Consider the following 26,736-nt stretch of genomic DNA (forward strand, 5'->3'; position numbering starts at 1 on the left):
ATATTGATATTGCATTCTTTTTTCAAATTGGCATGGTCAAAGAAATCCATTATTTAATACGCCTTCATTCCCTGGCGACTATTTTTTTGAATAAAAATCTATTTTTGTTCAAAATCTACCAATATAATCCAGTTTCAGATACACTGTCCTCAGTAGTTTCTGGGCGATGTCTACGACGGGCTAAACTTACGCCACGGGAGTATGTTTTGAGGAGATAGTTATCCCTAAGTAGCTCTTAATAACGTGCCAATGCTCCAGTGCATTCCCGCTTCTCCTGTCGGAGACGCTACGCGAACGGGTTGCCGTAGGCATCGCTTTCAACTCCTGTAACTCGTCGTCAGAACCTCGCACTATAACCCCAGGTTTGAAAAACTTTTACAGCTTGCTTGTCTATTAGGGGGACGACACGCTACACGAGCAGATCAAACAACTGTCTAGCTGCTGTTTAGCTGCTGCATTTGACTCGTTAGTGGCTATTAAGATATGAAGAATACATAAAGATAACTACTGACATTATACTGGTTAGCAAATAATATGAAGAGTATGCAAAGATATGTCTTTAAGTGTGGACATGTCAGTAAATATTCAGATATGGTTATCAAAGTGTTATTTAGATGTTCCCTATTTTTAAGCTACACACCCACGGGCAATAGCCCACAACGACTGCATAAAAATTATTTCCCTATCGGAAGTGAATTATTCTCTATATTTACGACAGTAGGGCTTACGCTTTGATAAAAAATATGAAGTGTGGGTTTTAGGCATTCAAGCTTGATTTTTTGACACTTTGTCAGTGATGGCTGGGTTGATCTGCGGATCAAGGATGATAAAAAAGCGTGAAACCATGTGTTTTCCTAAATACACGCTCATAAATATGTACAGTGCTTAAGACTTAGATAGTCGTAACTAGCATTATTAACGCGTACATAAATAACGGATGAAAAAGGGAATAGGGAATAGGTAAAGAATTTAACTTTGAACCTCCTGCCCTTCTCCTGTCGGAGACGCTACGCGAACGGGTTCGGCAGTCCCCCAGACGCTCGTTCGCTCTTAGCGTCTCCCCTTGGGAGAAGACTCGCTAACGCTGTGCTATCGACGGGAACCGCCAAGACGGGGGCTGCCTCACCTCCTGCCTTTTTTAAGTCAGTCAAATAAGTCCTACTTATAAGCTTATCAATAGGGTAAATCTTCGAGAAAATTGCTAGCCCTCAAGGGTGACATAAAAGTATGTCGAAAGCATTAATTCTCGGCGATTTCTGTGTGTCTTTAAACAACATTAACAACAAGTTAATAGCTGAAGTTACTTAAAAAATCGATTCAGGAAGATAAAAGTTATGGTAAATATCATTGGAACCAACGGTAAAGATACTCTACTGGGTAGTCAGGGCGCAGATACAATTAACGCTAAAGTAGGTGATGATATCATCGATGGCAAAAATGGCAACGACCTTCTAAGCGGTGATGCCGGAAATGATACCCTCATTGGTGGTGCAGGGAATGATACTCTCTTTGGTGGTACAGATAACGACTTCCTTCGTGGTGGTACAGATAACGACTCCCTCCGTGGTGGTACTGGTAGTAACCTGCTGCGGGGTGATGAGGGAAATGATACCCTTGATGCTTCCTATTCTTCTGGAAATAACATCCTCAGTGGAGATGCAGGGGATGACTACCTTGATATTAGCTATTCTGTTGGCAACAATACGGTTTTAGGCAAAGACGGCGATGATTCCCTTTACGCAAATGAAGTCCAGGGTAGAAACACTCTAAATGGAGGCGCTGGTAATGACACCTTCTATTTGTCCGCCTCCAAAACAGCCCCTTCTTCCTTAACAACTCAAAGCGTAAATGGAGAAACTGGTGAGGATTACTTGTCTGTATATTACACCAGTGCTACTAAAGGAATCACTTCGAGTTTCGATGCTGCTACTAACACTGGCTCAATTAAGGCTGGCACAAATCAGATTAACTACAACAATATCGAACAATTAGAAATTAGAGGTACAACCTACGCTGACTTTATTGTCGGGAGCAATGGCAACGATTTACTCTTTGGAGGCAGTAGTGGCAATGATTTAAATTATGGCAATGATACGATTTTTGGTGGAGAAGGTAACGATCATTTGAATGTTGATTATTCAACAAGCGATAACATCCTTAACGGTGGTGTTGGTAACGATCAATTCAGTGCTACCTCTTCAACAGGGGATAACATCCTCAATGGAGAAGATGGCAATGATAATCTTAGTGCCTCTAAAACGGATGGCAATAACACCCTCAACGGTGGTGCTGGTGACGATCAATTAAATGCTAACTATTCAACAGGCGATAACATCCTTAATGGAGGAGATGGCAATGATACTCTTAGTGCCTCTCGCGACTACGATTATTCCGCCTCTTTTACCTCCGGTAATAATACTCTCAATGGTGGTGCTGGTGACGATGAATTGAGTGTTAACTATTCAACAGGCGATAACATCCTCAATGGAGAAGATGGCAATGATTCTTTCTTTGCCTCTGGCTACTACGACAACAAAAAAGCCTATGGCACATTTGGTAATAACATTTTCAATGGAGGGAATGGTAATGATTCCTTCTCTTTCGTCTTATATAGTTCCCCACCTTCCTTAACGACTCAAACAGTAGATGGGGGAATCGGTGGCAATTTGTTGAGCGTTTCGTATACCTATCCTAGTGGGGGAATCACTTCAACATTCAATGCTGCTACTAACACTGGCTCGATTAGGGCGGGCACGGATCTGATTAACTACAAGAATATCGAAAAATTACATATCTCTGGTACAGCCTACAATGACTTGATTGTGGGGAGTAATGGCAACGATACCATCTCGCTCTATGGAAGTAGTAGTGGCAATGATACTATCGATGGGGGAAGAGGTGATGATTTATTGGAAGCCAATTATTACAGTAATTCTAGCGGAGGTGAGGGAATCACTTCGACATTCAATGCTGTTACTAACACTGGCTCCATTACATCAGGCGCGAATCAGGTTAGCTACAAAAATATTGAACGATTAAATATCTCAGGTACAGCCTACAATGATTTGATTGTGGGGGGCAATGGCAACGATACACTCACCGGAGGCGATCGCGGCAAAGATACCATAGATGGAGGCAAAGGTGACGATTTGTTGTCCTTCTATAACTATTCTATCGCCCAGGGAATCACAACGACATTCAATGCTGCTACTAACACTGGTTCGATTACAGCAGGCCCGAATCAGGTTAGCTATAAGAATATCGAACAATTAAATATCTCAGGTACAAACTACGATGATTTGATTGTGGGGAGCAATGGCAATGATACCCTCGCTGGGGGACTTGGAAATAACACAATTCTCGGCGGTGCGGGTAAGGATTACTTGAGTGCTGACTATTCAAATGGTAATAATTCGCTCTCTGGTGGTGATGATAATGATTCTCTTAACGTCTCTGGCTCCTACGACGACTACCGAGGCGATTTTTCTCTTGATGCTATCTCTGGTAAAAACACCCTCAATGGTGGCGCTGGTGATGATAACTTAGTTACTAACTACTCATCAGGCAATAACCTACTGAATGGGGACGATGGCAATGATACTCTCACAGCTGCTGGTTCAGCCTCCTTATATTCCTCATACGGAGCTTATACTGTCTCTGGCAATAACACGCTCAATGGTGGTGCTAATGACGATCGCTTGATTGTTGACTATTCATCAGGCAATAATCTACTGGATGGAGGCGATGGTAATGATACTCTCACAGCCTCTGGTGCCTCTGGTAAAAACACCTTCAAAGGTGGCAAAGGTAATGATAACCTTTATGGAGGAGCTGGTAATGATACCTTTGTTTTCAATAGTTTCAATGAAGGCGTTGATAGTATTTATAACTTCAACGCGATTAATGAACTGATTCGGGTATCGGCTGCTGGTTTTGGTGGCGCGTTATCATCAGGTTTACTCTCAGCTAACTCTTTTACCCTTGGAACATCTGCAACAACAAGCAATCAGCGATTTATCTATAACAACACTACAGGTGCGCTATATTTTGACCAAGATGGCAGTGCGGGTGGATTTACTCAGGTACAATTTGCACAACTATCTGGTGGAGTGTCACTAAGCCAAAACAACTTTCTAGTTGTTTAATTCTCAACGCCACAGTCAAATAAAAATCTTCAGAATGCGAGGTGCTGTATTAGGCATCTCGCATTCGATTCATTAATGGAATCATTAAACCACGCGGTAGAATAATTACTCCAATCAGTGCAAATAGCGAGGCGATATAATGTGCTTCGTTCCCCACAAAGAGCAAGCAATTGCCCATCTGTTTTAAGAGCGATCGCTTGTAAATTATTGAGAGACCAACAAAAAGCCTTAAATTAAATATATCTATTTAGTTCAAATATAAGCTCTAGAAGTGTGGTATCCAGAAAAAAAGCCAGTCAGATTACTCAAGTCCTGAAGAATCAGCAGAGAGCTAAGGAAGCTTTTAGCGTAGTACCAAGACTAATCAACCGTCGCTACGCACTCATAGCATTAATCCTCTGCTTGATAATTGTTGCTTGCACTAACACATATCAATCCTCCCCTTTCCCACTTAATAAGTTATCCAGTGAAACTACAGATTTAAGGATTTGGTGGGATAAAGGTTTTACTCAGGAAGAGGATGAAGCTCTCAAGCAACTAGTTAGCGAGTGGGAAAAACAAACTGGCAACAAAATCAAGCTTTCTTTATATTCCACAGATGAGCTAACACGGAAGATTCAAAGAGAAATTCAGGCTGGCAACCTACCTGATATTGTTACCAGTTATACTGCCGATCGAGAAATTATTCCCCGTTTAAGTTGGGAAGACAAACTAGCAGATGTATCAGATGTAATTGAGCCACTTAAAAGTTTATATCCGGAAAAAGTCCTCAAAACTGTTCAGTTTTATAACAATATTACTCAAAAGCGAAGCTACTATGCCTTGCCAATGAGCCAAGCAACTATTCATATTTTCTACTGGCGACATTTGCTAAAGCAAATAGGTCGTAAAGAAAGCGATATACCAAAAGATTGGGATGCTTTTTGGGAGTTTTGGAAACAAATACAGAATGACTTGCGGACAAAACAAATACCAGATAAAAAGCAGAATATTTATGGGTTAGGGTTTACTTTCGGCATTAGTTCTGCTGATACATACTACTTTTTTGAGCAGATTTTAGAAGCATACGATGTGCAAATTTTAGATTCTATGGATCAACTCCTTCTTGACGATCCGAAAGTGCGTCAAGGTATTATTAACAGCTTAAAATGGTACACAAATTTTTATCAGCAAGGCTACGTACCACCAGATGCTGTAAATTGGTTGAATCCAGACAATAATCGTAATCTACTTAATCAAAGCGTGGTTATGACTCCTAACAACTCGCTTTCAATTCCTGCTGCTGTACGGCAAAACCCTGATACGTATTATCAAAAGCTTGGTATCTTAGAGTTTCCAAATAAACCCAATGGCTTGCCAATGCGCTACTTAATTACGGTTAAACAAGTGTTTTTATTTGCCGAGTCTAAGAAACAGAAACTAGCTAAGGAGTTTCTTGCATACTTAATACAACCAAAAGTGATGGAAAATTATCTCAAGGCTTCTGGAGGTCGTCATTTACCAGTCTTAACATCGGCGTGGCAAGATCCTTTTTGGAAAGATCCAAAAGATCCTTATCTTTCGACTGCCATTAATATATTTCTCAACAGAGAAACTCGCCCATTTTATTTTGTCCAAAACCCAGCTTATAGCTTGGTTTTGAAAGATAATGTTTGGGGTAAGGCTCTCAATCGAATTGTTGTAGATAAAATTTCTTCAGAGCAAGCAGCTGATGAAGCGATCGCTCGGATTAAGCAAATTTTTGACCAATGGCAGTAAGCTTTTACAAAGATGACATTTAAAAGAAAAGCTAGTCAAATTGCTAGAGACTCTCAGAATCGGGCACAATATCACCATTATCGCAGATATGTGTTCATCGTATTGACACTCAGTTTGATAATTATTGCTTGTACTAACACTAATACTTCTCAATTAAAACAATCTTCAGTCACGCATTCGCCTACTGACAACACAGTTTTAAAGATTTGGTGGGATAAAGGTTTTACTGTCGATGAGGATGAAGCAATCCAGCAGTTGGTGAGCAACTGGGAAAAACAAACTGGTAATCAAGTCAAGCTTTCCTTCTATATCGGCGATGAGTTACCGCAGAAAGCGCGTAGGGCCATTCACGCGGGTAATCCACCCGATATCATGATGAGTTACGGCGCTGAGAGAGCGTTGAATCCGCATTTGGCTTGGGAAGGTAAGCTGGCGGATGTAACGGATGTAATTGAACCAGTCAAAAATCTTTATCCTGAATATGCCCTGCAAGCTGTTAATTATTATAATAATGCTGCAAAAAAGCGAAGCTACTATGCAGTTCCAATCAATCAGGCAACGGTTCATATTTTCTACTGGCGAGACTTGCTAGAGCAAATAGGTCGTAGCGAAAGGGATATCCCCAAAGATTGGGATGGTTTTTGGGAGTTTTGGAAACAAGTACAAAACCATGTGCGGGCAAAACAGCAAAAACAGGATATTTATGGGTTAGGTTTTCCTTTTTCTACTGGAGCTTCAGATACCTACATCTTTTTTGAGCATATTTTAGAAGCATACGATGTGCAAATTCTCGACTCAGAAGGTAAACTCCTGATCGATGATCCAAAGGTCAGACAAAAAATTGTCCAGGCATTAGATTGGTATACCAAATTTTACCAACAAGGTTATGTGCCACCAGATGCACTCAATTGGTTAAATCCAGATAATAATCGCAGCTTGCTCAACCGTGTGGTTATGATGACTCCTAACAACACCCTCTCAATTCCTTGCTCTGTGCGCCAAGATCCCGACACCTATCGTCATAAGCTTGGCATCTTAAAATTTCCCAACAAACCCAACGGCAAGCCAATGCGCTATCTACTCACACTTCGGCAAGCAGTTTTGTTCGCTGATTCCCAGCAACAGAAAAAAGCTTTGGATTTTCTTGCATATCTCACCCAATCACAGGTGATAGGTAAGTATTTGAAAGCTGCTGGAGGCTGTAATTTACCTGTCATCAAGACACTTTGGCAAGACCAATTTTGGAAAAACCCAGCTGACCCACACGTTTCAACTGCGGTCAAGACGGTGACGGAAGGTTCAACGCGGTTATTTTATTATGTCCAAAACCCGGCATACAGCGTAGTGTTAGAGAAGAATATCTGGGGAAAAACTCTTAATCGAATAATTGTAGATAAAATTTCTTCAGAGCAAGCAACTGATGAGGCAATTAAGCAGATTAAACAAATTTTTACTCAATGGTAATCAATAATTATCTATATTAACTAAAGGAATAACCTATCTACATGAATAAGAAAAAAGATAAGTATCTTTAAAATAAGAAACAACTTGTAAATATATGAACTTTTGGAATCAGCACCTAACTATAAAAGTTGCCAGTTCCTTCTTATTTCTATCCTTGGTGACTGTAGGTGTAGTAGGAGGATTCGCTTTTCTCAATGCGAGGGAAGCTTTGAAGCAAGCTGCTTTTGAACGACTCAGTGCTGCTGCCAGCCTGAAAGAGGAAGAAATTACCCGTTGGTTTGAAGACCAAGAACGAGACTTTCTTTTAGTAACTCAGTTTCCAGACGTCCAAAATAATTTTCAAATCCTTTTAAATTCCAAAGCCGCCGATGCAAATTATCGTCAAGCTTACAAAGTTCTCTCAGATTACCTCGCAAATATGGCGAAAATTAAGCCAAGTCTTGGAGAAATTTCTATTCTTGACCGGAGCAATCGGATTATTTTATCTACTAACAAGCAGCGTGAAGGTCAATATGAAATTTCAGCTAACATCACCTATATTGAACAGATTCAGCCAGGAGACTCTTTTGCCCCCATCTTCTATGCCTCACCTATTACTGGTAAGCCATCAGTTACTTTTGCAACCCCTCTACGTGATGCAGCCAAGGTACGTCAAGGTGTTCTTTTAGCTGATTTGAATTTAGACAGAATAGATCAGATTGTGCGGGAACGTACAGGCTTAGGTAAGAGTGGAGAAACTTATTTGGTTGGTTCTTTAGTAACTAAAAACGCTTTTATTTCTAAAGATAAAGATAAAACACCGGACTTTTCTCAAGGAGTTAGCAGCCAAGGTATTGATGCAGCAATGGGTGGAATTAGTGGTCAAGGACTTTATCCAAACTATGCCGGAGTGTTAGTAATTGGGGTATATCACTGGCTCAATGACCAAGACCTAGCCTTAATGGTGGAGATGAACCAGGAAGAAGCCTTTGCGCCGGCTCGTCGATTAGCAGGGACGATGATGCTAGTGGGATTCTTATCAATGGGATTTCTATTGATTGGAGTATCTTGGCTAACGCGGCAGTTAAAAATCTCTGGCGAACAATTAGAGAATTACAGCCATAGATTAGAACTAAAAGCCAAAGAAGCCGAAACTGCTAACCGTGCCAAAAGCGAATTTCTCGCAAACATGAGTCACGAACTTCGTACTCCTCTTAACAGCATCCTTGGCTTTACTCAGCTAATGACCCGCGATTCTTCTATCAATACTTCTCAGTTAGAACATTTAGAAATTATCAGTCGCAGTGGAGAACATTTACTTACCTTGATTAATGATGTGTTGTCAATGTCCAAAATTGAGGCGGGTTTAACGACACTGAATAACAATAGCTTTGACTTGTACACTCTACTTGATTCACTTGAAGAGATGTTTCAAATTAAAGCGGAATCCAAAAGTTTACAGTTGATGTTTGAACGTAGACTTGAAGTTCCTAGATATGTGCATACAGATGAAAGTAAATTGCGTCAAATATTGATTAATCTCCTTGGTAATGCTATCAAATTTACTCAAGAAGGTGGTGTTAGTTTGCGAGTTAGGATCAAGGAAGAAAGTAAACTACAGCAACAAGAAGGGGCACAAGTAAGAAAAAACTCCCATCCCTCATTCTTCTGGCTTTATTTTGAAGTCGAAGACACTGGACCAGGGATTCCACCTGCTGAAATTGAAAAGTTATTTAAGCCCTTTGTTCAAACAGAAGCAGGTCAAAAATCTCAGCAAGGAACAGGTTTGGGTTTAACTATTAGCCAACAATTTGTGCATCTAATGGGAGGAAGTATTACTGTTAGCAGTACTTTGGGCCAAGGAACGATTTTTTCTTTTGATCTCCAAATTAGTCTAGCAGAAGTAGCTGAAGCTCCAATTCGACAGCTAAAACGACGAGTAATTGGTTTAGAGCCTAATCAACCAAAATACCGAATCTTAGTAGTTGAAGATAAATGGGAAAATCGTGAACTCCTAGTCAAGATGCTAGTATCCCTTGGATTCGAGGTACGTCACGCTGAAAATGGTCAAGAAGGGGTAACTCTTTGGGAAATTTGGGAACCACAACTGATTTGGATGGATATGCGGATGCCTGTAATGGATGGGTATGAAGCTACTAAACAAATTAGAGCTACTTTAAAGGGTCAAGCTACTGTCATTATTGCCCTAACTGCTAGTGCTTTTGATGAGGAGCGCTTTGTGGTTTTATCGGCTGGCTGCAACGATTTTGTGCGTAAGCCGTTCCGAGAGGAAGTAATCTTGAATATGATGTCTAAATATTTAGGGGTGCGTTATATATATGAAGAGAAACCCCTTCAAAAAGACGAACTTACAGAAAATTCCGACCTTAAACTTTTATCATTAGAAGAGATGCTGGCTCAGATGCTGGCTCAGATGCCAACTGAGTGGGTGACACAGTTACACCAAGCGGCACTGTGTACTGATGAAAAGCTGATTTTTAGCTTGCTTGAGCAAATTCCTGAAGAATCTGCTCTTTTGACAAACACTCTGTCTGATTGGGTTAATAACTTTCGCATTGATAAAGTTATTGATTTAACACAAGTGTAAGAAATGATTTTTGAATCAGAATTCAGAAGTCAGAATTCAGGAGTCAGAACAAGGAAGTAGGGGATTGAAACCTGCCACTAATTAAAGACTACTAAATCTTTGTGTAGCGAATGCACTAGAAGATTTAGTGGGGATCTTAAACTGATTCATTTACCAGTCTGACTCCAATTAAATTCTGTTAGCGGTAGCGGGGCGTTTAGCCCATTCTGATTTCTGACTCCTGAATTCTTTTTTAAAAAATTAATTCTAATAAATATGGATAACCATCAAGTTCAGCTACCAAAAGCAAATATTCTTGTTGTTGATGATACACCCGACAATCTGCGACTTTTATCCGCTATGTTAACTCAGGTTGGGTATGAAATTCGGAGAGTGATTAACGGACAAACAGCTTTGAAAACAGCACAAGCTGCACCGCCCGATTTAATACTGCTTGATATTATGATGCCAGAAATGAATGGCTATGAAGTCTGTCAACACTTGAAAGCCTCGGAAAAAACCCGCGACATTCCGGTGATTTTTATTAGCGCCTTGGATGAAGTTTTTGACAAAGTTAAAGCTTTTGCAGTCGGGGGAGTAGATTATATTACCAAACCTTTTAGTGAAGAAGAAGTTTTTGCCCGTGTAGAAAATAACTTGACTATCCGAAGGTTGCAAAAACAACTGACCGAGCAAAATATACTTTTGCAACAGGAAATTAGCGATCGCCAAAAAGCCGAGTCAGCACTGCGCCTCAGTCAGTTTTATCTAGATAAATTTAAGGATTCTATCTTTTTTGTAAATTCGGATGCCCAGCTAGTTTACGTGAATGAAGCCGCCTGTCGTCATCTTGGCTACTCCCGCGCACAATTGTTGACCATGACTGTTTATGATATAGATCCGAATTTTTCGACGGTTGCTTGGCGATCGCATTGGGAAGAAGTTAGACACAAAGCCTCTCTCACTTTTGAGTCTACTCAACGAACCCAAGATGGTCAGGACATAGCTGTGGAAATAACTGTCAATTATCTGGAGTTAAACGGACAGGAATACCATTGTGCTAGTGTCCGCGATATCACCTCCTACTAACACCATTCCAGCAAGCCGCTAAAGTGTTTTAGATCAAAAATTCTGTAAATGAATAGGTAGTCTGAGATTGCTGGAAAATACCTTTAGTCAAGACTTCTAATCCAAAACTGCTAACACAGGTGTTAAAAGAGATTTTTTCTGACGTTAGTGACATTTTTTACATAAATTAATAAAAGTTTGACGGCAAAATTCCTGACAATTTATGACTTTTTCATGCTGTTAAAAGTGAGTGATTCACTTAAATTAAAGGTATGGTCAAAGTAAACTTCAATCCAAAACCTCAAGAACGTCTAATAAGTAGAAGCAGAAGGGAAAATCCCAACAGTAACAGGTTCTTCTGATTTGCATTTTACATTTTATTATGTCCTCCTACTGAATTGAGGATGTGGATTGAATTGAGTCGGTGAGCAAAAGGGTATTGCCCATTGCAACCATGCTGTTATTACCTCTAATATCTGACAGATAATGACAGCATCAAAAATCAAGCAAAGAGATGCTTGGCTACTACATCAAGCCTGCAAAGTATGCCCAAAAAAGAAACTTCAGGAAAGAAAATAAAATGCGAAAAAATACTATAAACCAAGATTTTATCCCGCCTGAAGAAGCAATTCATCGCTGTATTCAGGTATCTGAGCAAGGAAATATGGATAGCATTGCTGTTAAAACTGATGAAGTGAGCAACAACTCTTTGACTGTAGAAGATGTTACTACTGATTTAGACATTCAGAGTCATTCACTACCAGTAAACCAGGAAGTCAGGCATCTGTTGTTTAGCACCTCAGTTAAGGAGGATCTAAATGAACAGCTAGCATCCTTAGTTGCCCAAGCCCGTAGACATCCACCTAGAAGCCCTCAACGTCAGAAGCTGCTCACACAAATCATTCGTTTGACACAAGGTAAACTCTGGAAGGAAAATACTCCCTACTATCAAGACGCACTGCAACAAACTTGGTTGTATTTCTGCCGCAATGTTTGTGATGGTCTGACAGGTCAAGTTTATGACTCCACTCAAGGTAGTGTGATTAATTGGTTAGATGCTTACCTAAAACGCAGACTACAAGATTTTTATCTCAACCAAAACCGGGAAAAAGCTACAACAGTAACCTTTAGGGTTCATCAGTCTAAGTCGGGTGAGATTGGTGAAACTATTGACCCGATAGATAATATACCAGCTACTCCCCAAGCGCCTCCCATTTTGGAAAACCTGGAGATATGGGTGGAGACAGACTCGGATATGGAACTACGTAGTACTCACATTAAAGGGCGTCCAGACGTAAATTGTCAGGTATTAATTCTCAAACGCTTACCCCCGGAAGTTAGCTGGAAAGAATTATCTAAAGACTTTGGGGTGTCAATTGCGACATTAAGTAGTTTCTATCAACGTCAGTGTCTACCACGCTTGCGGAAATATGCTGAGATAGAGGATTTATTTTAAACTAGACTTTCACTACAGGAAGGTGGCTCACAAAATTCCAGCTACTGGCAGCAAAGCAATATTTCAGCAGATAGCTTAGAGTGCAGTCTAGGAGAAATATCGATTTAGGTTTTACCTATTTCCCGAAACACCTCTGAACAATGTGTGCTGAGTAAATAGTGCATTATTTCTGATAACTAAAAATTTGTAATTTTCTTTTAGTTGCAGATACAATCGTTGTCCTACTCATGGGTAATGTAGTAATTGCTTTGAGGTCACTGAACAGTGCTTTTTATACTCAAAAGTCACCATCGCCAATCCTAAAACAACTATTAATGCCCAACCGAACGCACCTAGAAAAAATAATCTTTGAAATCTAGCTGCTTTTTGCTCTTGAACTAGTCGAGCTTTAACTTCTTTAGTTCGTTCTGCTTCTAACCATGTCTCAACTTCTCGCCGATCGCATTCTTGGCTAGCTGCTAAAAACTGATAATCCAAATCGCTCAAGCTTTTGCCTTGCGACCAAGCTAGAGCTTCATGTAAGGCTGTCCCGCGTAATAGTCGGGAATTATCACAGCGATCTGAGGCTACCCAAGCGTTGAATGCTTGGGAGTAGGGTCGTAATTTTGCTAATTGTTTTTCTACCCAAGTTTGGTTAAAAACCTCTTGATAAATCCGGTTCTTTACTATTAGTTGCCCTTGCTGCTTGGTTACTAACCCCGACAACAGGAGTTCTATTTGTTCTTCTCCATCATCACAAGCTATCTGAATTCCTTGTAAAATTTGCTGATACAGTCCTAGCAAACCTCCAGCACGCTGCTCATTTATCAGCAGGCGATCGCGGATTGTTTTCAAATGCTCTGGATCGTCTTTTGCTTCCCATTTCTCAATAATATGGGTTTGCACTAGTTTTTCTAAAATTAACAAGGGAAATTGATAATAGAAGCTTATCAAATGTTGATTAATAATCGGTAAATGGTTATCTAATTTATAACGCTCATCAACTTCTAAGCTTCTCTGTTCTTCAACATTTTTGCTTCCACTGGTTCTCTCTTGCACTACTATCTGACAGAGCTTTTGAGTCAGAAATGGCTGACCATTTGTCCAAGCTACAATTTCTTTGAGAACTGCTATCGGATTAGCTACTTTACTTTCTAAACCTGCTGCTAATGGCTGAATTTCCGATAAGTTAAAGCCGTGCAGTTCAATAGATTTACCAATATTAAATGGGGTACAGTTGCGATCGGCAATCAAATCTGAAGGTGTTGCAACTCCAAATAGTGCCCAAGTTAGGCGGTTATATTCTGGATTTTCGGCTCGTTGATTGTAGCATGAGCGAATTAGGGTAAAAAAATCGACTACAGGGAAATTTAAACCTAAAACACTATCAATTTCATCAATAAAAATAAATATTTTTTCAGTTTTTAGTTCAACTAATAAAATGTCTTCAACAAACTGGCTCAATCGCTGTAATGCAGGTAAATCTTCACGCTCCGACCACCAGGCTTTTATATTAACTTTGCTAAAGAGATTAAAGCTCCTTAATAAGTCAACCACTATGCCCTTATACCATTGAGCAGGAGTAATATTGCCGTTGCCGATGCGAGTCATATCGATAGAAGCACAACTGTAGCCTGCTTGTTCTAATCTATGCCTTGTTTGTAACCGCAAGCTAGATTTCCCCATTTGTCGGGAACTAAATACATAACAAAATTCGCCTTGAATTAAAGCATTATAAAGTTCAAAGTCAGCCTGCCGTTCTACATAGCTAGGAGCATCGACTTTGAGACTGCCACCAATTTGATATTCGTATTTATTCATAGCGTTTAAGTTAATTGCTCTCGGAAATATAGCTGATACAACTCACAGCTAGGCATTGCCTGATTTCCTTCAAGTTTTACCAGACCCATACTTTCTAATTTATAAGCAGCGATCGCTTCTAATTGCACACTTGTTGGAGAGGTAACTACCCGTTTGAGTGCGATCGCGAGTTCTGGATGTTCTTGGAGATTTGCTAGATGATGCCGTAAATAGTTGCTATAGATGCCAGCAATTGTGGGAGCCTCTTTTAGTAGCTGCTCTAGGGTCACTGTTTGATGTCCCAGGTTATAAAGAGCCAGACGAGCTAAATAGGGATGACCACCAATCATTGCTCGTAGAGGAGCCAGCTTTTGCAATCCTTTCTCACCTTTGGTCCAATCCAGTCCATGACGCACTGCCAATTCTTGTATCTGCTCTAAACTAAATTCTGATAACTTAATCGGTAGCCCCACATTGAAAGGAGATTGATTAATATCTAACGGGATATAAGCTTCAGTAGCATGAACTACTATTAGTCGGAGTTTTTGCCAGATTTCTAATTCGGAAGCATCTTCATACCAAGAACGCAGTAGCGGCAGAAAATCCCTAGAGATTTCTGGATACTCGAAAATTCGATTCACTTCATCCAAAGCTAAGACTACCGGAGCATCAATTTTCTCCAGCAAATACTCCTGTAAATACAATGTGCAGCTAACTTTGCTACCAATATCCTCATCCCAATAATCATCTAATCTGATCTCTAGGTTCAACTGCCGACTGACGTTAGCACAAAACCAGCGTAAGAATTTTTCTAAGCTAGTGAAAACTTGACTATCTGCCCTCTGTAAACCGATTTGTACAGTGTGTACCCCAGTTTGTTTGGCATGATTAAGAATTCTGTGCATTAGGGATGTTTTTCCCATTTTGCTGGGGGCTTTAATTCTGATTAGGCTTCCAGGTTTGTTGATTTCAGTATATGTGCGTTCTTCAATTGGCGGACGTTCTATGTAAAAAAAGGAATTTAGGGGCACTGAGCCACCAGGATTTTCTAAAAAGTCGGGATTAGAGACTGGGGTTTTTCTCTCGTCTTGCTTTTCGATTACCGAAGACGTTGATATTCCATCTTTGGCTCTGCTTGTTGGCTGAGACTGTCTCAAGACTGCTGGCACAGGTTGTAGTTTTTCTGACAAAACGCTATTTTGCGTAGGCAAAGCCTGCCGGGGGCATCGCCGTCTCAATACTGAGCGAAAATTACTTTTTGTCACCTCTTCCCCGAAAGCTTGTGAAAGTAGCTTCCATAACTTAGAACCAACATCTTTTATATAATTGGCATCATAACCACAGCTTTCGGCGATATCTGGATAAGTTTGTCCTTCCCAAGCTTGACGAAATACTATTTCCTGAACATCACTTAAGCTATGTTCAAGAAATGTATCTAAAATTACTAATGCTTCTTCAATATTCATTTGTAAAAAAATAAAGTTTGTTTTAAATAAGACTTTAGCGGAATTTTTCAGACTTTTTTCAGTATTTACTTAAATTTAAACAGTTATACCAATTTAAATAATCTTTGCGACAGATGGATTACTTGTAAGGGCGCACAGCTATCTGCGTACCCCTAGTAAGGTATCTGTTGTATTCTTTTCCCAAATTCGTATTGGCTTTATTTACACCTGCCACTCTTAAATATTAGGGAATGTCACAATCCCCATTACTTAGGCAGACTAATGGGCATGAGAGTTGATTTATAAAGTAAATACACTAGTAGCACCGTTCACTCCCTAGCTAGAGTGGCTTACAAACCTAGTGTTATTCAATTCCTGATACCTTGCATAGAGTAAACTGTCTTGGCGCGTTGGTACATTGCTAAAGATGACAATATTCTTTTGTTAACGCCTTCATCTGTGGTTTGCCCAAACCGCCCATTTTTTCTAGCACACTCTGTACAATTTACATATAGCTATCGTTCCGGTGCTTGTTTGTTCTAATCATCACCCTAAAGGATCGATAGCTTTCTTGTGGATTGGCTGAATTAAAAACTGTCTGGAGTATTGCTCTATTGTATTTGCAGTTTATTTCTCGTTCCCAGATTGGAGTCTAGGAACACCAAGTAACGAATGTAAGCAGGAGATGATTTATGCCGAGATGGAACGCAGAAAAAAAACAAGCGTATCGAACCGAGGTAATTCAACGCATTACCGCAGCCATGCCCTCAGTAATGCAGGAATATGCCTCAATTAATTGGGCGGAGGAACTCAAAGGCTACCATACTGAGCATGAATATTACCCTGACTACATCCACGCTCCCATTCATGGGTCAACTGATTCCTATACCAACCCTCAGTTGTGCTTAGGTTGGGATGCTGCTATGGATGCCATTATTCCCATGAGCCACAATGTTAGTTGTCAGCAGTTGCGCGAGAAAATGGCTGAACTAATTCCTCAAGAGGCTCAAATTGAGACGGTGCTAGAGCTTGGTGCAGGTACGGCGGGTGGAGCATTAGCCTTGGCACAGCGGTTTCCACAGGCTACTTTTCGCGTTACTGATGTTTCACCTTACATGCTGGTGATTAGTCAGCACAAGTTTAACAAGGCTGGATTTAGTGAGCGAGCTTCTTTTGAGCAGGTGGACGCCCGTAACACTGGCTACCCTGACAACTTCTTTGATCTTGTCACGTCATCACTACTCTTCCACGAGACGCCTAAAGAGTGGACGCCTAAGATTCTTAAAGAGATGTACCGGATTACCAAACCTGGAGGTTGGGTACTATACGCTGACACCTATCGGGGTGAATACGCCCTGAGCGCTTCTTTTCAAGAACCGTGGTTGGATGACTTTATTCATTTCAACTTCGAGTACGAGTTTGCGAAAGCAGGTTTTACAGAACTCAATTACATCCGCTATGCCGTGGGTTTGTGGTATATGGTTGGCCGGAAGCTAGAAATGTGAGGATATAGCAAAGTGCTGAGTGCTGAGTGCTGAGTGCTGAGTAAAAACCCAGTTTTGTCAAGGCTTTAAGCGATCAACATTGTGCTAACCTATGTGACTACGGCGATCAAAACAAGCACTTTTGATCGCGATCATATATCTCAATGCAAGTAGAATAATCAAACGATCGCCCTCCAAACCTGATTATTTATTTCTAATCTGGAAACAAACTGGAGACTCAAATGACCCCAGCAACGATAGCAACACCAAAAAAAGAATCACCCCTTCTGTTTGAGGGAATGACCTGGAGAGAGTTTAAAGCAGTTGAACAATTGTTAGACCGTCCAGGATATCGGCTTTCTTTTCTGAATGGAATTCTGGAAATACGACGAATGCCTGGAGAACCCCACGAAACCGTTAAAGAAAGGATCGGTGCTTTGTTAGAGCTTTATCTGCTTATGACAGGGTTCGACTTTACTCCAACTGGCTCAATGACTCTAGAAAGTGAAACAGTCGCCGTCAAGCGAGAGGCAGATAAATCTTATAAACTTTCTCCTGGTCGGATGCTACCCGATCTGGCGATCGAGGTGGTGTTTTCCAGTGGCGGCATCAACAAACTGGACGCATACAAGCGGTTGAAAATCAAGGAAGTGTGGTTTTGGGAAGATGGTGTGTTAGAAGTCTATCATCTGCGGGGAGAAGGGAATACACTTCACTATGAAAAGGTTTCTAGTAGTGAAGAGGTGAAAGGAATCGATCTAGATTTGTTGTTACGTTGCATGAATATGGTGAATCATGTAGAGGCGATCAAGACTTTTCAACAGGCCCTTCAGAAATAAGCGATCGCACATACTTATGGGATGCTGGGTTTCACGCTTGAAAACTCCTGTGAAAAACGATTTTGTTCAGCGCAGAGACTTTAAGCTCTCAGTCTTTTGCACTAAGAAATCAGTGAAGATACTCATAATCGTGCGCTGACGCAATTTCACATTAGCATTAATGGACATCCCCGATTGCAATGGAATTTGACGCTGATTAATTAGTAACTTCTGCCCATGTAGGCGGACTTTTGCGGAAAAACGCCAGAAATTATAAACTTGGTCTGGAGGTAAGGCATCAGAGCCAATCTCAATTAGTTCGCCTTTGATATCACCATACTCTTGGAAGGGAAAGGAATCAATTCTCACATCTACTTGTTGCCCTTCTTGGACAAAGCCGATATCGCGGTTGGTAATGTATACGTTAGCAATCAAGTTATCACTAGGAACGAGTTTCAGCAGGGGTTCGCTGGAATTAACTACAAATCCTGCTGTTTTGGCTTTGAGTTCAAAGACAGTTCCATCAACGGGTGCTGTAATTTTCTGATATTTCAGGGTTTGTTCTGCCTGAACCCACTTACTATCAATCTCTCCAATCTGACTATTAATTTCATAGATGCGTTTTTGATTATCTACAATTACCTTGGTTAATTGGCTGTCAATTTCGGCAATGTTTTTGTCGTTATCTGTAATTTTGGCGAGTAAGTCTTCTTGAGACACAGCCGCAGTATTGCGAAATTTTTGATTTGACTGTGCGATCGCTAATTGTAATCGCTGCTGTTCTCTATTCAATCGGATTACTTCAGATTGTTTGCTGCTGACATCCTGCTGCTGTTTCAAGTATTGCACCTGGGAGATCGCCCCCTGCTGCGCTAGAGGTTCAAACTTGTGGAGAATTTGTTGATTAATTGTCAGTAACTCTTTAGCGCTTGTTAACTCCGCCTGAGTCTGGAAAAATTGCTGTTGCGTCTGTCCTGTTTCTAAATTAGCTGTGGCTAACCGTGATTCTAATTCTATTTGGCGATTTCGCAAACGTAACTGTTGCTCTCTTGTGAGAATATTTCCAGTAGTCGCACCATTTAACTGTGTCCGGTACAACTGGTTTTCGGCAATAATCGCGGCTCGGCTTTTGGTCAAAAAGGCTAATTCTGGTTTAATTTTCAACAGAGCAGTTTGCTGTGCTACTTCCTGTAGTGATATGCTCCCTTGAAGCTGACGGCGATAAAAATCATTTTCTTGCTCTAGCGCCTGTTTCGCCAGCAATTGAGCAACCCGACTTTGCTTTAATGAAGTTAACTCCGCCTCAGAAGTAGTTTTTTCTAGGGTAACGAGTGTTTCACCTTTTTTGACTCGCTGACCATCTTTGACTAGAATCTCGTTGACAACACCATGAATCGGAGCCTGAATTTCTTTGACTGCACCCTGTGGTTCTAACTTGCCAGTGGCATGAATTGATTCATCAATTTGGAAGACTGAGGCCCAAATTACTGTGAAGGTGCTAACTCCAACAATAGTCCAGGCGATCGCTCGTGACCAAGTAGGGGTCTGTTGTAAAAGTACTGGTTGATCGAATTTATATTGAATATTCATAATAAATGAGGAATGGGGAATGGGGCATTGGGGAGTGTTGACTGTTGAGTGCTGAATTAGGAGTGTTAAAGTTAAAGTTCCGAGTTCAAAAGCTTAACGTTCAAGCAAAAAGGTGCAACTTTCGAGTTCAAAAGCTCAACGTTCGAGCAAAAAGGTGCAACTTTCGAGTTCAAAGGCTCAACGTTCGAGCAATAAAGCTCAACTTCCGAGTTTTGGGGCTGAAGTGTCGAGCAAAAAGGTGCAACTTCCAAGTTCAAAGGCTCAACGTTCGAGCAATAAAGTTCAATTTCCGAGTTCTGGGGCTGAAGTGTCGAGTTTTAAGCTTGAAGTTTCATTATTTAAAGTTGAAGCAATAGTATTTACTGCTGACAAATGACAAATGACTAATGACAAATGATTAATGACTACACTTTCGCTTCTTGTTGCTGGTAAAGACAGTAGTAATAACCTTTGAGCGCCATCAATTCTTTATGAGTTCCCTGTTCTACTACAGCACCTTGATCCATCATTAGAATGACATCAGCATTGCGAATTGTGCTGAGGCGGTGAGTAATGAAAAACACTGTTTTATCTTGGAAAGCTGTCGCTAAATTACGGCAAACTTGGGCTTCGGCATTGTAATCTAAGGCGCTGGTAGCTTCATCCAAAATCAGTAATTGCGGGTTTTGCAGGACAGTACGAGCGATCGCTACTCGTTGGCGTTGTCCTCCAGACAATCCCGAACCTCGTTCGCCCACACGGGTGTTATAACCACTGGCCAAAGACATAATAAAGTCGTGAGCATAAGCTACCTTGGCAGCAGTAATAATTTCTTCATCGCTAGCATCAGGATATCCCAAGGCAATGTTTTCGCGGATTGTGCCATTGAATAATAAGGTATCTTGTAACACCATACCAATTTGACGGCGTAAAGAATAAAGTTCTACTTTGCTGATATCATAGCCATCAATCAAGATTTTGCCGGACTTGGGTTCGTAAAGTCTGGGTAATAATTTTAGCAGTGTGCTTTTACCGGAACCACTCTGCCCAACAATTCCCACAAAGGAGCCAGCAGGAAAATCTAAGTTAATATTGGACAGTTGCAATGGCCCATGTTCCGAGAAACTGAAGCTGAGATTTTCAAAGCGGACACTACCTTGAATACTGGGCATGAGGATATTTTGACAGTTACCGATTTCTACTTCTTGGGGAGTGTCTAAAATATCAGCAAGGCGTTGCAGAGATAGAGCAGTTTCTTGAAAGTTCTGCCAAAGTTGCATTAGGCGTAACAAAGGACTAGTGACATAACCAGCCAAGATGCGGAAAGCGATGAGTTGTCCCAAGGTTAGGTGCTGATTGAGGACTAGAAAAGCTCCCACCCACAGCACTAACATACTGGAAAACTTATTGAGAAAGTTGCTAACAGAACTGGCGGTAGTTTGGGTAGAGACTGTTTTGAAACCTGCGCTAATATAACGAGCGTAGCGTTCTTGCCATTGCCAACGCGATCGCATTTCTAAATTTTGCGCCTTGACTGTCTGCATTCCCCCCATCACTTCCACTAAATAAGATTGCGTTTCGGCATTGCACTCAGCTTTTTCTTGCAATTGTCGCCGCATCACAGGTGATACCAACAAGTTGAGCAAACCAAACAACGGCACTATTGCCAAAGCAACTAATGTCAACACTGGGCTGTAAATCGCCATCACTAAAATGTAGACCACCGAAAACACAGCATCCATCACCACAGTCAAGGCTGTACCAGTCAAGAAAGAACGAATGTTTTCCAACTCGTGAATTCGCGTTGCCAATTCTCCCACAGGACGGCGTTCAAAGTAAGATAATGGCAAACGCAACAGATGATTAATCACCTCAGAACCAAGGGCGAGGTCAATTCGGTTAGTGGTATCTGTAAATAAATGAGTGCGGACACTGGTGAGTATTGCTTCGATGACTGCTACTACCAGCAAAAAGATGCCGAAAACTTCCAAAGTATCAGGACTATTGCCAACCAGTACTTTGTCAATAATCACCTGTGTGGCGAGAGGATTTACCAGCCCAAACAGTTGAATAACAATGGAAGCGATTAGTACTTCAATTAACACCTTGCGATAGCGCCGCAGTGAGGGTACAAACCAACTCAAACTAAACCGCGCTTTGGGAGTATTTTTGGTGGTTTGTAGCAGCAAGACTTCTCCTTCAGCCCCCCAGTTTTCAGCAAAGTCTCGTAATTTGTAGCGTAGTAGTCCCATCTCTGGAACGGCAATGAGTAACTCTTGATTGCTATTTTTGTAAATAATTGCAAAACTATCTTGCCAAGAAATCATTACTGGTAGTTGCAAGCGTCCGACTGCGGTAGCGGGAACTTTTACCATCTGTGTTGTCAACCCCATCAACTCAGCAGCAGCAGCGCAAAATTGCAGAGATATCATGCCTTTCTGTTCGTGCTGCTTTGTCAACACCCGCAGTAACGTATCTCGACGCCAGGAGATGTTAAAGTATTGGCTCAACATCTGGAAGCAAGCTAGTGTTGCATCCAGCGGCCCTCTACCTTTGATATAAGGAAACTTCTTTTGTTTACCTTTAGCTACTGGTTCTTCTGTGACAGTAATTTCTGAGGCGTAGGGAATCTCTGCGGGTAAGAGTGTTTTTGGTATAGGAGAGGCGAGATTTTCTCTAAATATTGATTTGGGCAATCCCACCAGACGCATATTTGTATTAAATTTCAGCTTGGGGTTGAGTTCATCCAACTCTAAACGACTACCTACGGGGAAGTAAGCACTCGAACTACTGCTAACTAACCACAAGAATTCTGAATCTAACTGCTGGAGGGATATTTTGCGTGTAGGGAATGTTTGGATAATGGCTGCTTGAGTTGCTGTGCGGGCAAGTTTAACTAAATTTCTGCTACCATCTGCGCGACGACTCAATTCCTCCATGAGCAGTTCATATACTTCTATGAGGGAGACAGTATTGTTTAATGCTTGAGCAAAAGCCTCTTCTTGCTGAATCAATGCGAGAAAATCAGCGATCGCTAGATTAAAGGTGATAACTTCAGTAGAAGCGATCGCAGTTTCACAAGCAATACCTCGTACATGACTTACCCAACCCAAAACCTCTCCTGGTGAGAGTAACTTCAGTGTCGCCGGATTTTGTCCTTGGGAATTGTAACCTAATAAACGCGCTTGTCCTTGATAAATAATGCTAATTTTATTGGGCATAGCTTCCCGTGCTACTATTACTTGCCCGATGCAGTAGCGACAAAATTGTACCTTGTTTAGCAAATTTTCTAAAGCACTTTGTGGCAGATAATTGAAAGGAAACAAATCAGCAATAAATTCTTGAATATTAACGGTTGTACTTGTCATATTCTTAGACACCTTATTTTGATGATTTCTAGGCTGCGATCGCTTCTTGAACCTGTGCTGATTTACTGTTGATTCCCATCCAGGTTTTTTCTTCTGGTGATAGTTGACTTAGTTGCTGTTGAAACCAAGTTTCAAAATTCTCTTGCAGCAATCGTTGCCGCATAAAATCGTCCAATTGGGCACTTATAAACTTTTCCACACGTACAATGATCCATGAGTCTCCAAAGGGTACGGGTGGTTGAACTATACCTACTTGACTTGTGCAAAGTAACTGAGCAAAATTGGGAGCGATCGTACCAAGTTCCACTGGGCCAATGATGCCATTTGTATCAGCTTCTGGCCCTTGAGAATATTCACGCGCTAGTTCAGAAAATGATTGTTCTCCTTCTGTAATTCGGAAGAATAGCTCGTTAGCAGTTCCTCTGCTATTAGTCCGAATTAAAGAATAAATGACTTTATCAAAATTTCTTTTGTATTTGAGGAAGTAAGATTCTAGTTGATGTCCCCAAGTTATTTGCTTAAACTTTTCTACTCTCAGCTTGCGGGTGGCGAAAAGTTCTAATTGTTCTTGAGTGAAACCGTAACGTAAGCACCAAGATTGGGTTTTTTGCTCAGTGGTCAAATCCCACTGCTGATAAAATTGTTCTAGAGCGTGAGATGTTTCAACTTGTGTGCAGGTGATTGGTGCGATCGCTAATTCAATAATGCTCTGAGATAACAATTGCGGGATTAGGTTGTAACTTGCTAAAAAAGGAATAATTTCTGGCGGTAAGATGGCGCTGCCGCTACGCCCATCGTAGACATCGCCTAGTTGTAATGTTTTATTCATATTTGTGCAAATATTTGAGCTGTGCAGAAATACATTTAGAAATGCAAGCGGTATTCAGGTATGGATTTGTACCGCTTGCATCATTTGCATACCCTTGAAAGCATTGCCGTACAATACTTTCAAGTACCGCTCACCACTGCCGATGCCTAAACTTAAGCAGGAACGGAGGACTCGTTAAAAGCCAAGTTGTAGTTAGTATTGCCAGTGGCTTCTGTTACCTGCAAAAAGTAGTTACCAGCTACAGTAATGTTGGAAATCAGTTCTGAAGTAATACCTGCATTAGTAGAGCTTCTAATTACCTCACCTGCATCCACGATGCGATTGTTGTTAGAGTCTCGAATCAGCCGGATATCAGCATCGGTGCTTAATCCGTCCAATTGAATGTTGACACTCTGACGAAATCCCAAAGAAAAGTTGTAAACATCAGTAGTGTTAGTGTTACTGACGTTACCTGTACGAGTGACATTACCTGACAAGTCACCAAGTACAAATTCCTTAGGTAGAAGGTTGCTAGAACTGGCTGAAATCGGTAAAGTTCCAGCAGGTTCAGTTGCAGACAAGGCTAAATTGTAACTGACATCGCCTGAACTACTAGCAAAGCGAGATACTTCGGCAAAAAAAGTACCAGAGCTAGTTTTAAAGTTAATCGCCTCATCTTGGTTGCTTCCCCGACTGGAAACAAGTCCAACATTTCGGTCTAAGCTGTCTAATACACCGTTATTGTTAGCATCTCGAAACAGTCTGATGTCGGCATCATCACCAGCGCTGATATTTGTCAGAGATAAGTTGAGATTTTTGCCACTGCTGATTTTGAACTGAAAGACATCTGTGGGATCGGATGTAGTTAAATCAGAGTTATTCTTAACAACAGGAGTGCTACCAAGTGTACCAAGATTCAAAAGTGCCATTTTTTTGTCCTTTAGGTGTTGATTGTGATGCGGTCAAATTCAGATTAAGTTATGGTTTGCACAAATGTAAATCTTCGATTTAAATCGATATTTACTGGAATGTAGTGGCTGAGAATTTGATGAAAATAAATATTATTTATTATTTTCAATAAAGCCTTAGCCGTTTGGTTTTATGCTCGCCGTGTTCAGAACCTGTTGTTTAACCATGAATCTAAATTAGACTGTTTTTTCAATAAACACAGCATGAAAAAGACTTTTATAGTTAGGTATTTGTTAAAGTAAATTTCAAGTGCTTTGTATTATTTAGTCATAAAAAGTCTTATCTAGGGCAAACAGATACAAAGAAGGCAGAAAGTACTGATGTTGCAATGACGTAAAACCTATCAGTTTTCTCTAACCTTTACCTGAGAGAGTACATCCGTAGGGGCACGGCATGTTCCCTACACCTTACGATATAACTTTAATGGGAATCGCCATATCAAGCCTTATACCCTCTGAAAATCAGGCGTGTTAACGTACGTGCTGTGATGAGTGCCATCTTTTATATTCTTTGTACTGGTTGTGCATGGGGGATGTTGCCTCATGACTTTCCTAAGCGGCAAACGGTCTACTACTATTTCTGCAAATGGCGAATTGATCGTATATGGGAACCTATGAAGCATAAACTACAACAATAGGTGCGTGTTGTGGAAAACCGGGAACCTAACCCCAGCAAGGCAATAGTCGATTACCAATCTGTGAAGAATGGAACGATGATGTCAAACAACGTTGGTTTTGATTCAGGTAAGTTGGTAAAATGACGTAAACCCATTTTTTTGTGGAATTGCGATCGCAAGACGATGAATGCTCTAATCAATTTATTGCTTTTTTTGCTGCCGATTCTGAGTAGCTTTTGGATTGCCCAAACTTTCAACCCTCTATCTTCTTATCAGCCTCTTCAAGCTGTAGACGGTGCAGCTTTATATAAAAAACAATTAACGAATGGTAACGAAGCATATTTACAAGTTATAGAACTCCGCAAAATGCACATAGACCAAATTATCAAAGAGGTAGATAATATGGGTCTAAATGAAGGGAAATATTATCAAGGAGAAGGTGGACATTACAGCCCTTTTTTCCCAAATAAGTTGTTTTCTGAAGTTACAGATGAATATCAGAAACTTTACGCAAACAACGTTTTTTCGATGATTAATTGTTCTTTCTTTGAGCAATATCAATCTAGTACTCAATTATCCTTTCCAATTAAACTCAATGGTGTGGTCATCACTGGTGGCACTAGCCCCTATGGCCCAATCAAGAAGCCAAAAGATAAATATTATCGTAATATTCGCCTCAAGACTTTAGTCTGGGATGATAAGCAGGCATATATTACCGATTACAACCAAGCTAGTGGTGTGCCTCTTAACCAAAAAGCAGTCAAGAATGCGATTGTTACTTACCGATATAGCGATCATCCAGCGAAAGTATTAGCCCAAAACCAAGCGAATAAGTATCAAGTTATCAGTACTCTGAACAAAGATGGTATTAAAGGTGACGAGTTGTTATTGATTATGACGGTGAACCAAGCAACTCTGGATGAGGCAGCCGATTTATTACGGAAATTAGGAGTCAAAGGCGATATCATTACCGTTGACGGCGGTAAATCAACTTATTTGTTCAATTCCCACAAGGGAAACATTATTGTTCCCCAACTGTCTAATCTGCAAGAAAATCCTACTTTCCGACATTTACCCCATTATCTGGGATTCCGTAAGAAAAGCAAAAATCAGGTTGCGCCAAAAATCTTGATCGCTCAACCAGTTGGTAAGGTACTTCCAAAGAAGGATCAACCTTTTTTAATATTGTGGCAGGATAATTTTGACGGTGATGTCTCGATTAAGTTGTACGATGGGAACAAACTTATCCAAAACATTTCTTCCCGTACTGCTAGCGATGGAGTTTATGAGTGGACACCACGTATTTCCATAAAAGAAGGCTATTTTATTCGCATTTCTAGCTGGAAAGACCGGAATATTTTCGGGCAGTTGCAATTGTAGCGGAATGGGAAAATGAAATGGATAACTAGCTAAACGCAAACCT

16 protein-coding genes are annotated in these 26,736 nt (G+C 40.8%); 10 read left to right on the plus strand and 6 right to left on the minus strand.

Features of this window, described 5'->3' with window-relative positions:
• The first annotated feature begins 1,334 nt into the window (after window positions 1-1,334).
• The 6 genes from V7K60_RS03195 to V7K60_RS03220 all read left to right on the plus strand — a co-directional run bounded on the left by V7K60_RS03195 (window position 1,335) and on the right by V7K60_RS03220 (window position 12,457).
• Entirely contained in the window at window positions 1,335-4,145 is a 2,811-nt protein-coding gene (locus tag V7K60_RS03195) for a beta strand repeat-containing protein (protein WP_334922878.1), read from the plus strand.
• A gap of 273 nt (window positions 4,146-4,418) precedes the next feature.
• Window positions 4,419-5,903, plus strand: coding sequence for an ABC transporter substrate-binding protein (locus tag V7K60_RS03200; protein ID WP_334922880.1), 1,485 nt, complete (start codon window positions 4,419-4,421; stop codon window positions 5,901-5,903).
• A gap of 12 nt (window positions 5,904-5,915) precedes the next feature.
• Window positions 5,916-7,367 carry an ABC transporter substrate-binding protein gene (locus V7K60_RS03205; RefSeq protein WP_334922882.1) on the plus strand — a complete coding sequence of 484 codons (1,452 nt, stop codon included), beginning with the start codon at window positions 5,916-5,918 and terminating at the stop codon, window positions 7,365-7,367.
• Window positions 7,368-7,461: 94 nt separating this feature from the next.
• Window positions 7,462-9,954 (plus strand): hybrid sensor histidine kinase/response regulator, encoded by a 2,493-nt coding sequence (locus tag V7K60_RS03210; RefSeq protein ID WP_334922884.1) that lies wholly within the window; start codon window positions 7,462-7,464, stop codon window positions 9,952-9,954.
• Between the two features lie 255 nt (window positions 9,955-10,209).
• Window positions 10,210-11,022 carry a response regulator gene (locus V7K60_RS03215; RefSeq protein WP_334922886.1) on the plus strand — a complete coding sequence of 271 codons (813 nt, stop codon included), beginning with the start codon at window positions 10,210-10,212 and terminating at the stop codon, window positions 11,020-11,022.
• 766 nt (window positions 11,023-11,788) lie between these two features.
• On the plus strand, window positions 11,789-12,457 hold the full coding sequence (locus V7K60_RS03220; RefSeq protein WP_334923033.1) for a sigma-70 family RNA polymerase sigma factor: 669 nt from the start codon (window positions 11,789-11,791) through the stop codon (window positions 12,455-12,457).
• A 225-nt stretch (window positions 12,458-12,682) separates the two neighbouring features.
• Here V7K60_RS03220 and V7K60_RS03225 read toward each other — a convergent pair whose 3' ends face one another.
• Window positions 12,683-14,257 carry an AAA-like domain-containing protein gene (locus tag V7K60_RS03225; RefSeq protein ID WP_334922888.1) on the minus strand — a complete coding sequence of 525 codons (1,575 nt, stop codon included), beginning with the start codon at window positions 14,255-14,257 and terminating at the stop codon, window positions 12,683-12,685.
• Window positions 14,258-14,262: 5 nt separating this feature from the next.
• Window positions 14,263-15,702, minus strand: a complete 1,440-nt coding sequence (locus V7K60_RS03230) for an AAA-like domain-containing protein (protein WP_334922890.1) — start codon at window positions 15,700-15,702, stop codon at window positions 14,263-14,265.
• A gap of 671 nt (window positions 15,703-16,373) precedes the next feature.
• Here V7K60_RS03230 and V7K60_RS03235 point away from each other — a divergent pair.
• Both V7K60_RS03235 and V7K60_RS03240 read left to right on the plus strand, forming a co-directional pair.
• A complete protein-coding gene (locus V7K60_RS03235) occupies window positions 16,374-17,186 on the plus strand; it encodes a class I SAM-dependent methyltransferase (RefSeq protein WP_334922891.1) in 813 nt (270 codons plus the stop codon).
• A 221-nt stretch (window positions 17,187-17,407) separates the two neighbouring features.
• Window positions 17,408-18,004, plus strand: a complete 597-nt coding sequence (locus tag V7K60_RS03240; RefSeq protein WP_334922894.1) for a Uma2 family endonuclease — start codon at window positions 17,408-17,410, stop codon at window positions 18,002-18,004.
• 66 nt (window positions 18,005-18,070) lie between these two features.
• On the opposite strand, the gene V7K60_RS03245 is transcribed toward V7K60_RS03240, so the two are convergent.
• The 4 genes from V7K60_RS03245 to V7K60_RS03260 all read right to left on the minus strand — a co-directional run bounded on the left by V7K60_RS03245 (window position 18,071) and on the right by V7K60_RS03260 (window position 24,657).
• Entirely contained in the window at window positions 18,071-19,573 is a 1,503-nt protein-coding gene (locus V7K60_RS03245; RefSeq protein WP_334922896.1) for an HlyD family efflux transporter periplasmic adaptor subunit, read from the minus strand.
• A gap of 404 nt (window positions 19,574-19,977) precedes the next feature.
• Window positions 19,978-22,920: a peptidase domain-containing ABC transporter gene (locus V7K60_RS03250; RefSeq protein WP_334922898.1), complete on the minus strand. Its 2,943-nt coding sequence runs from the start codon at window positions 22,918-22,920 to the stop codon at window positions 19,978-19,980.
• Between the two features lie 28 nt (window positions 22,921-22,948).
• Entirely contained in the window at window positions 22,949-23,749 is an 801-nt protein-coding gene (locus V7K60_RS03255; protein WP_334922899.1) for a peptidylprolyl isomerase, read from the minus strand.
• 152 nt (window positions 23,750-23,901) lie between these two features.
• Window positions 23,902-24,657, minus strand: coding sequence for a PPC domain-containing protein (locus V7K60_RS03260; protein WP_334922901.1), 756 nt, complete (start codon window positions 24,655-24,657; stop codon window positions 23,902-23,904).
• 500 nt (window positions 24,658-25,157) lie between these two features.
• On the opposite strand from V7K60_RS03260, the gene V7K60_RS35040 reads away from it, so the two are divergent.
• Both V7K60_RS35040 and V7K60_RS03265 read left to right on the plus strand, forming a co-directional pair.
• Entirely contained in the window at window positions 25,158-25,334 is a 177-nt protein-coding gene (locus V7K60_RS35040; RefSeq protein ID WP_442944332.1) for a transposase, read from the plus strand.
• Between the two features lie 162 nt (window positions 25,335-25,496).
• Window positions 25,497-26,693, plus strand: coding sequence for a hypothetical protein (locus V7K60_RS03265; RefSeq protein ID WP_334922903.1), 1,197 nt, complete (start codon window positions 25,497-25,499; stop codon window positions 26,691-26,693).
• Window positions 26,694-26,736: the final 43 nt, after the last annotated feature.

Origin of the sequence: Nostoc sp. (assembly GCF_036917555.1) — a bacterium.
Classification (GTDB): domain Bacteria; phylum Cyanobacteriota; class Cyanobacteriia; order Cyanobacteriales; family Nostocaceae; genus Nostoc.

Coding starts and splice junctions, on each gene's coding strand:
- V7K60_RS03195 (WP_334922878.1), top strand. CDS start 1,335: ATGGTAAATATCATTGGAACCAACGGTAAAGATACTCTACTGGGTAGT.
- V7K60_RS03205 (WP_334922882.1), top strand. CDS start 5,916: ATGACATTTAAAAGAAAAGCTAGTCAAATTGCTAGAGACTCTCAGAAT.
- V7K60_RS03210 (WP_334922884.1), top strand. CDS start 7,462: ATGAACTTTTGGAATCAGCACCTAACTATAAAAGTTGCCAGTTCCTTC.
- V7K60_RS03215 (WP_334922886.1), top strand. CDS start 10,210: ATGGATAACCATCAAGTTCAGCTACCAAAAGCAAATATTCTTGTTGTT.
- V7K60_RS03225 (WP_334922888.1), bottom strand. CDS start 14,257: ATGAATAAATACGAATATCAAATTGGTGGCAGTCTCAAAGTCGATGCT.
- V7K60_RS03230 (WP_334922890.1), bottom strand. CDS start 15,702: ATGAATATTGAAGAAGCATTAGTAATTTTAGATACATTTCTTGAACAT.
- V7K60_RS03235 (WP_334922891.1), top strand. CDS start 16,374: ATGCCGAGATGGAACGCAGAAAAAAAACAAGCGTATCGAACCGAGGTA.
- V7K60_RS03240 (WP_334922894.1), top strand. CDS start 17,408: ATGACCCCAGCAACGATAGCAACACCAAAAAAAGAATCACCCCTTCTG.
- V7K60_RS03245 (WP_334922896.1), bottom strand. CDS start 19,573: ATGAATATTCAATATAAATTCGATCAACCAGTACTTTTACAACAGACC.
- V7K60_RS03250 (WP_334922898.1), bottom strand. CDS start 22,920: ATGACAAGTACAACCGTTAATATTCAAGAATTTATTGCTGATTTGTTT.
- V7K60_RS03255 (WP_334922899.1), bottom strand. CDS start 23,749: ATGAATAAAACATTACAACTAGGCGATGTCTACGATGGGCGTAGCGGC.
- V7K60_RS03260 (WP_334922901.1), bottom strand. CDS start 24,657: ATGGCACTTTTGAATCTTGGTACACTTGGTAGCACTCCTGTTGTTAAG.
- V7K60_RS03265 (WP_334922903.1), top strand. CDS start 25,497: ATGAATGCTCTAATCAATTTATTGCTTTTTTTGCTGCCGATTCTGAGT.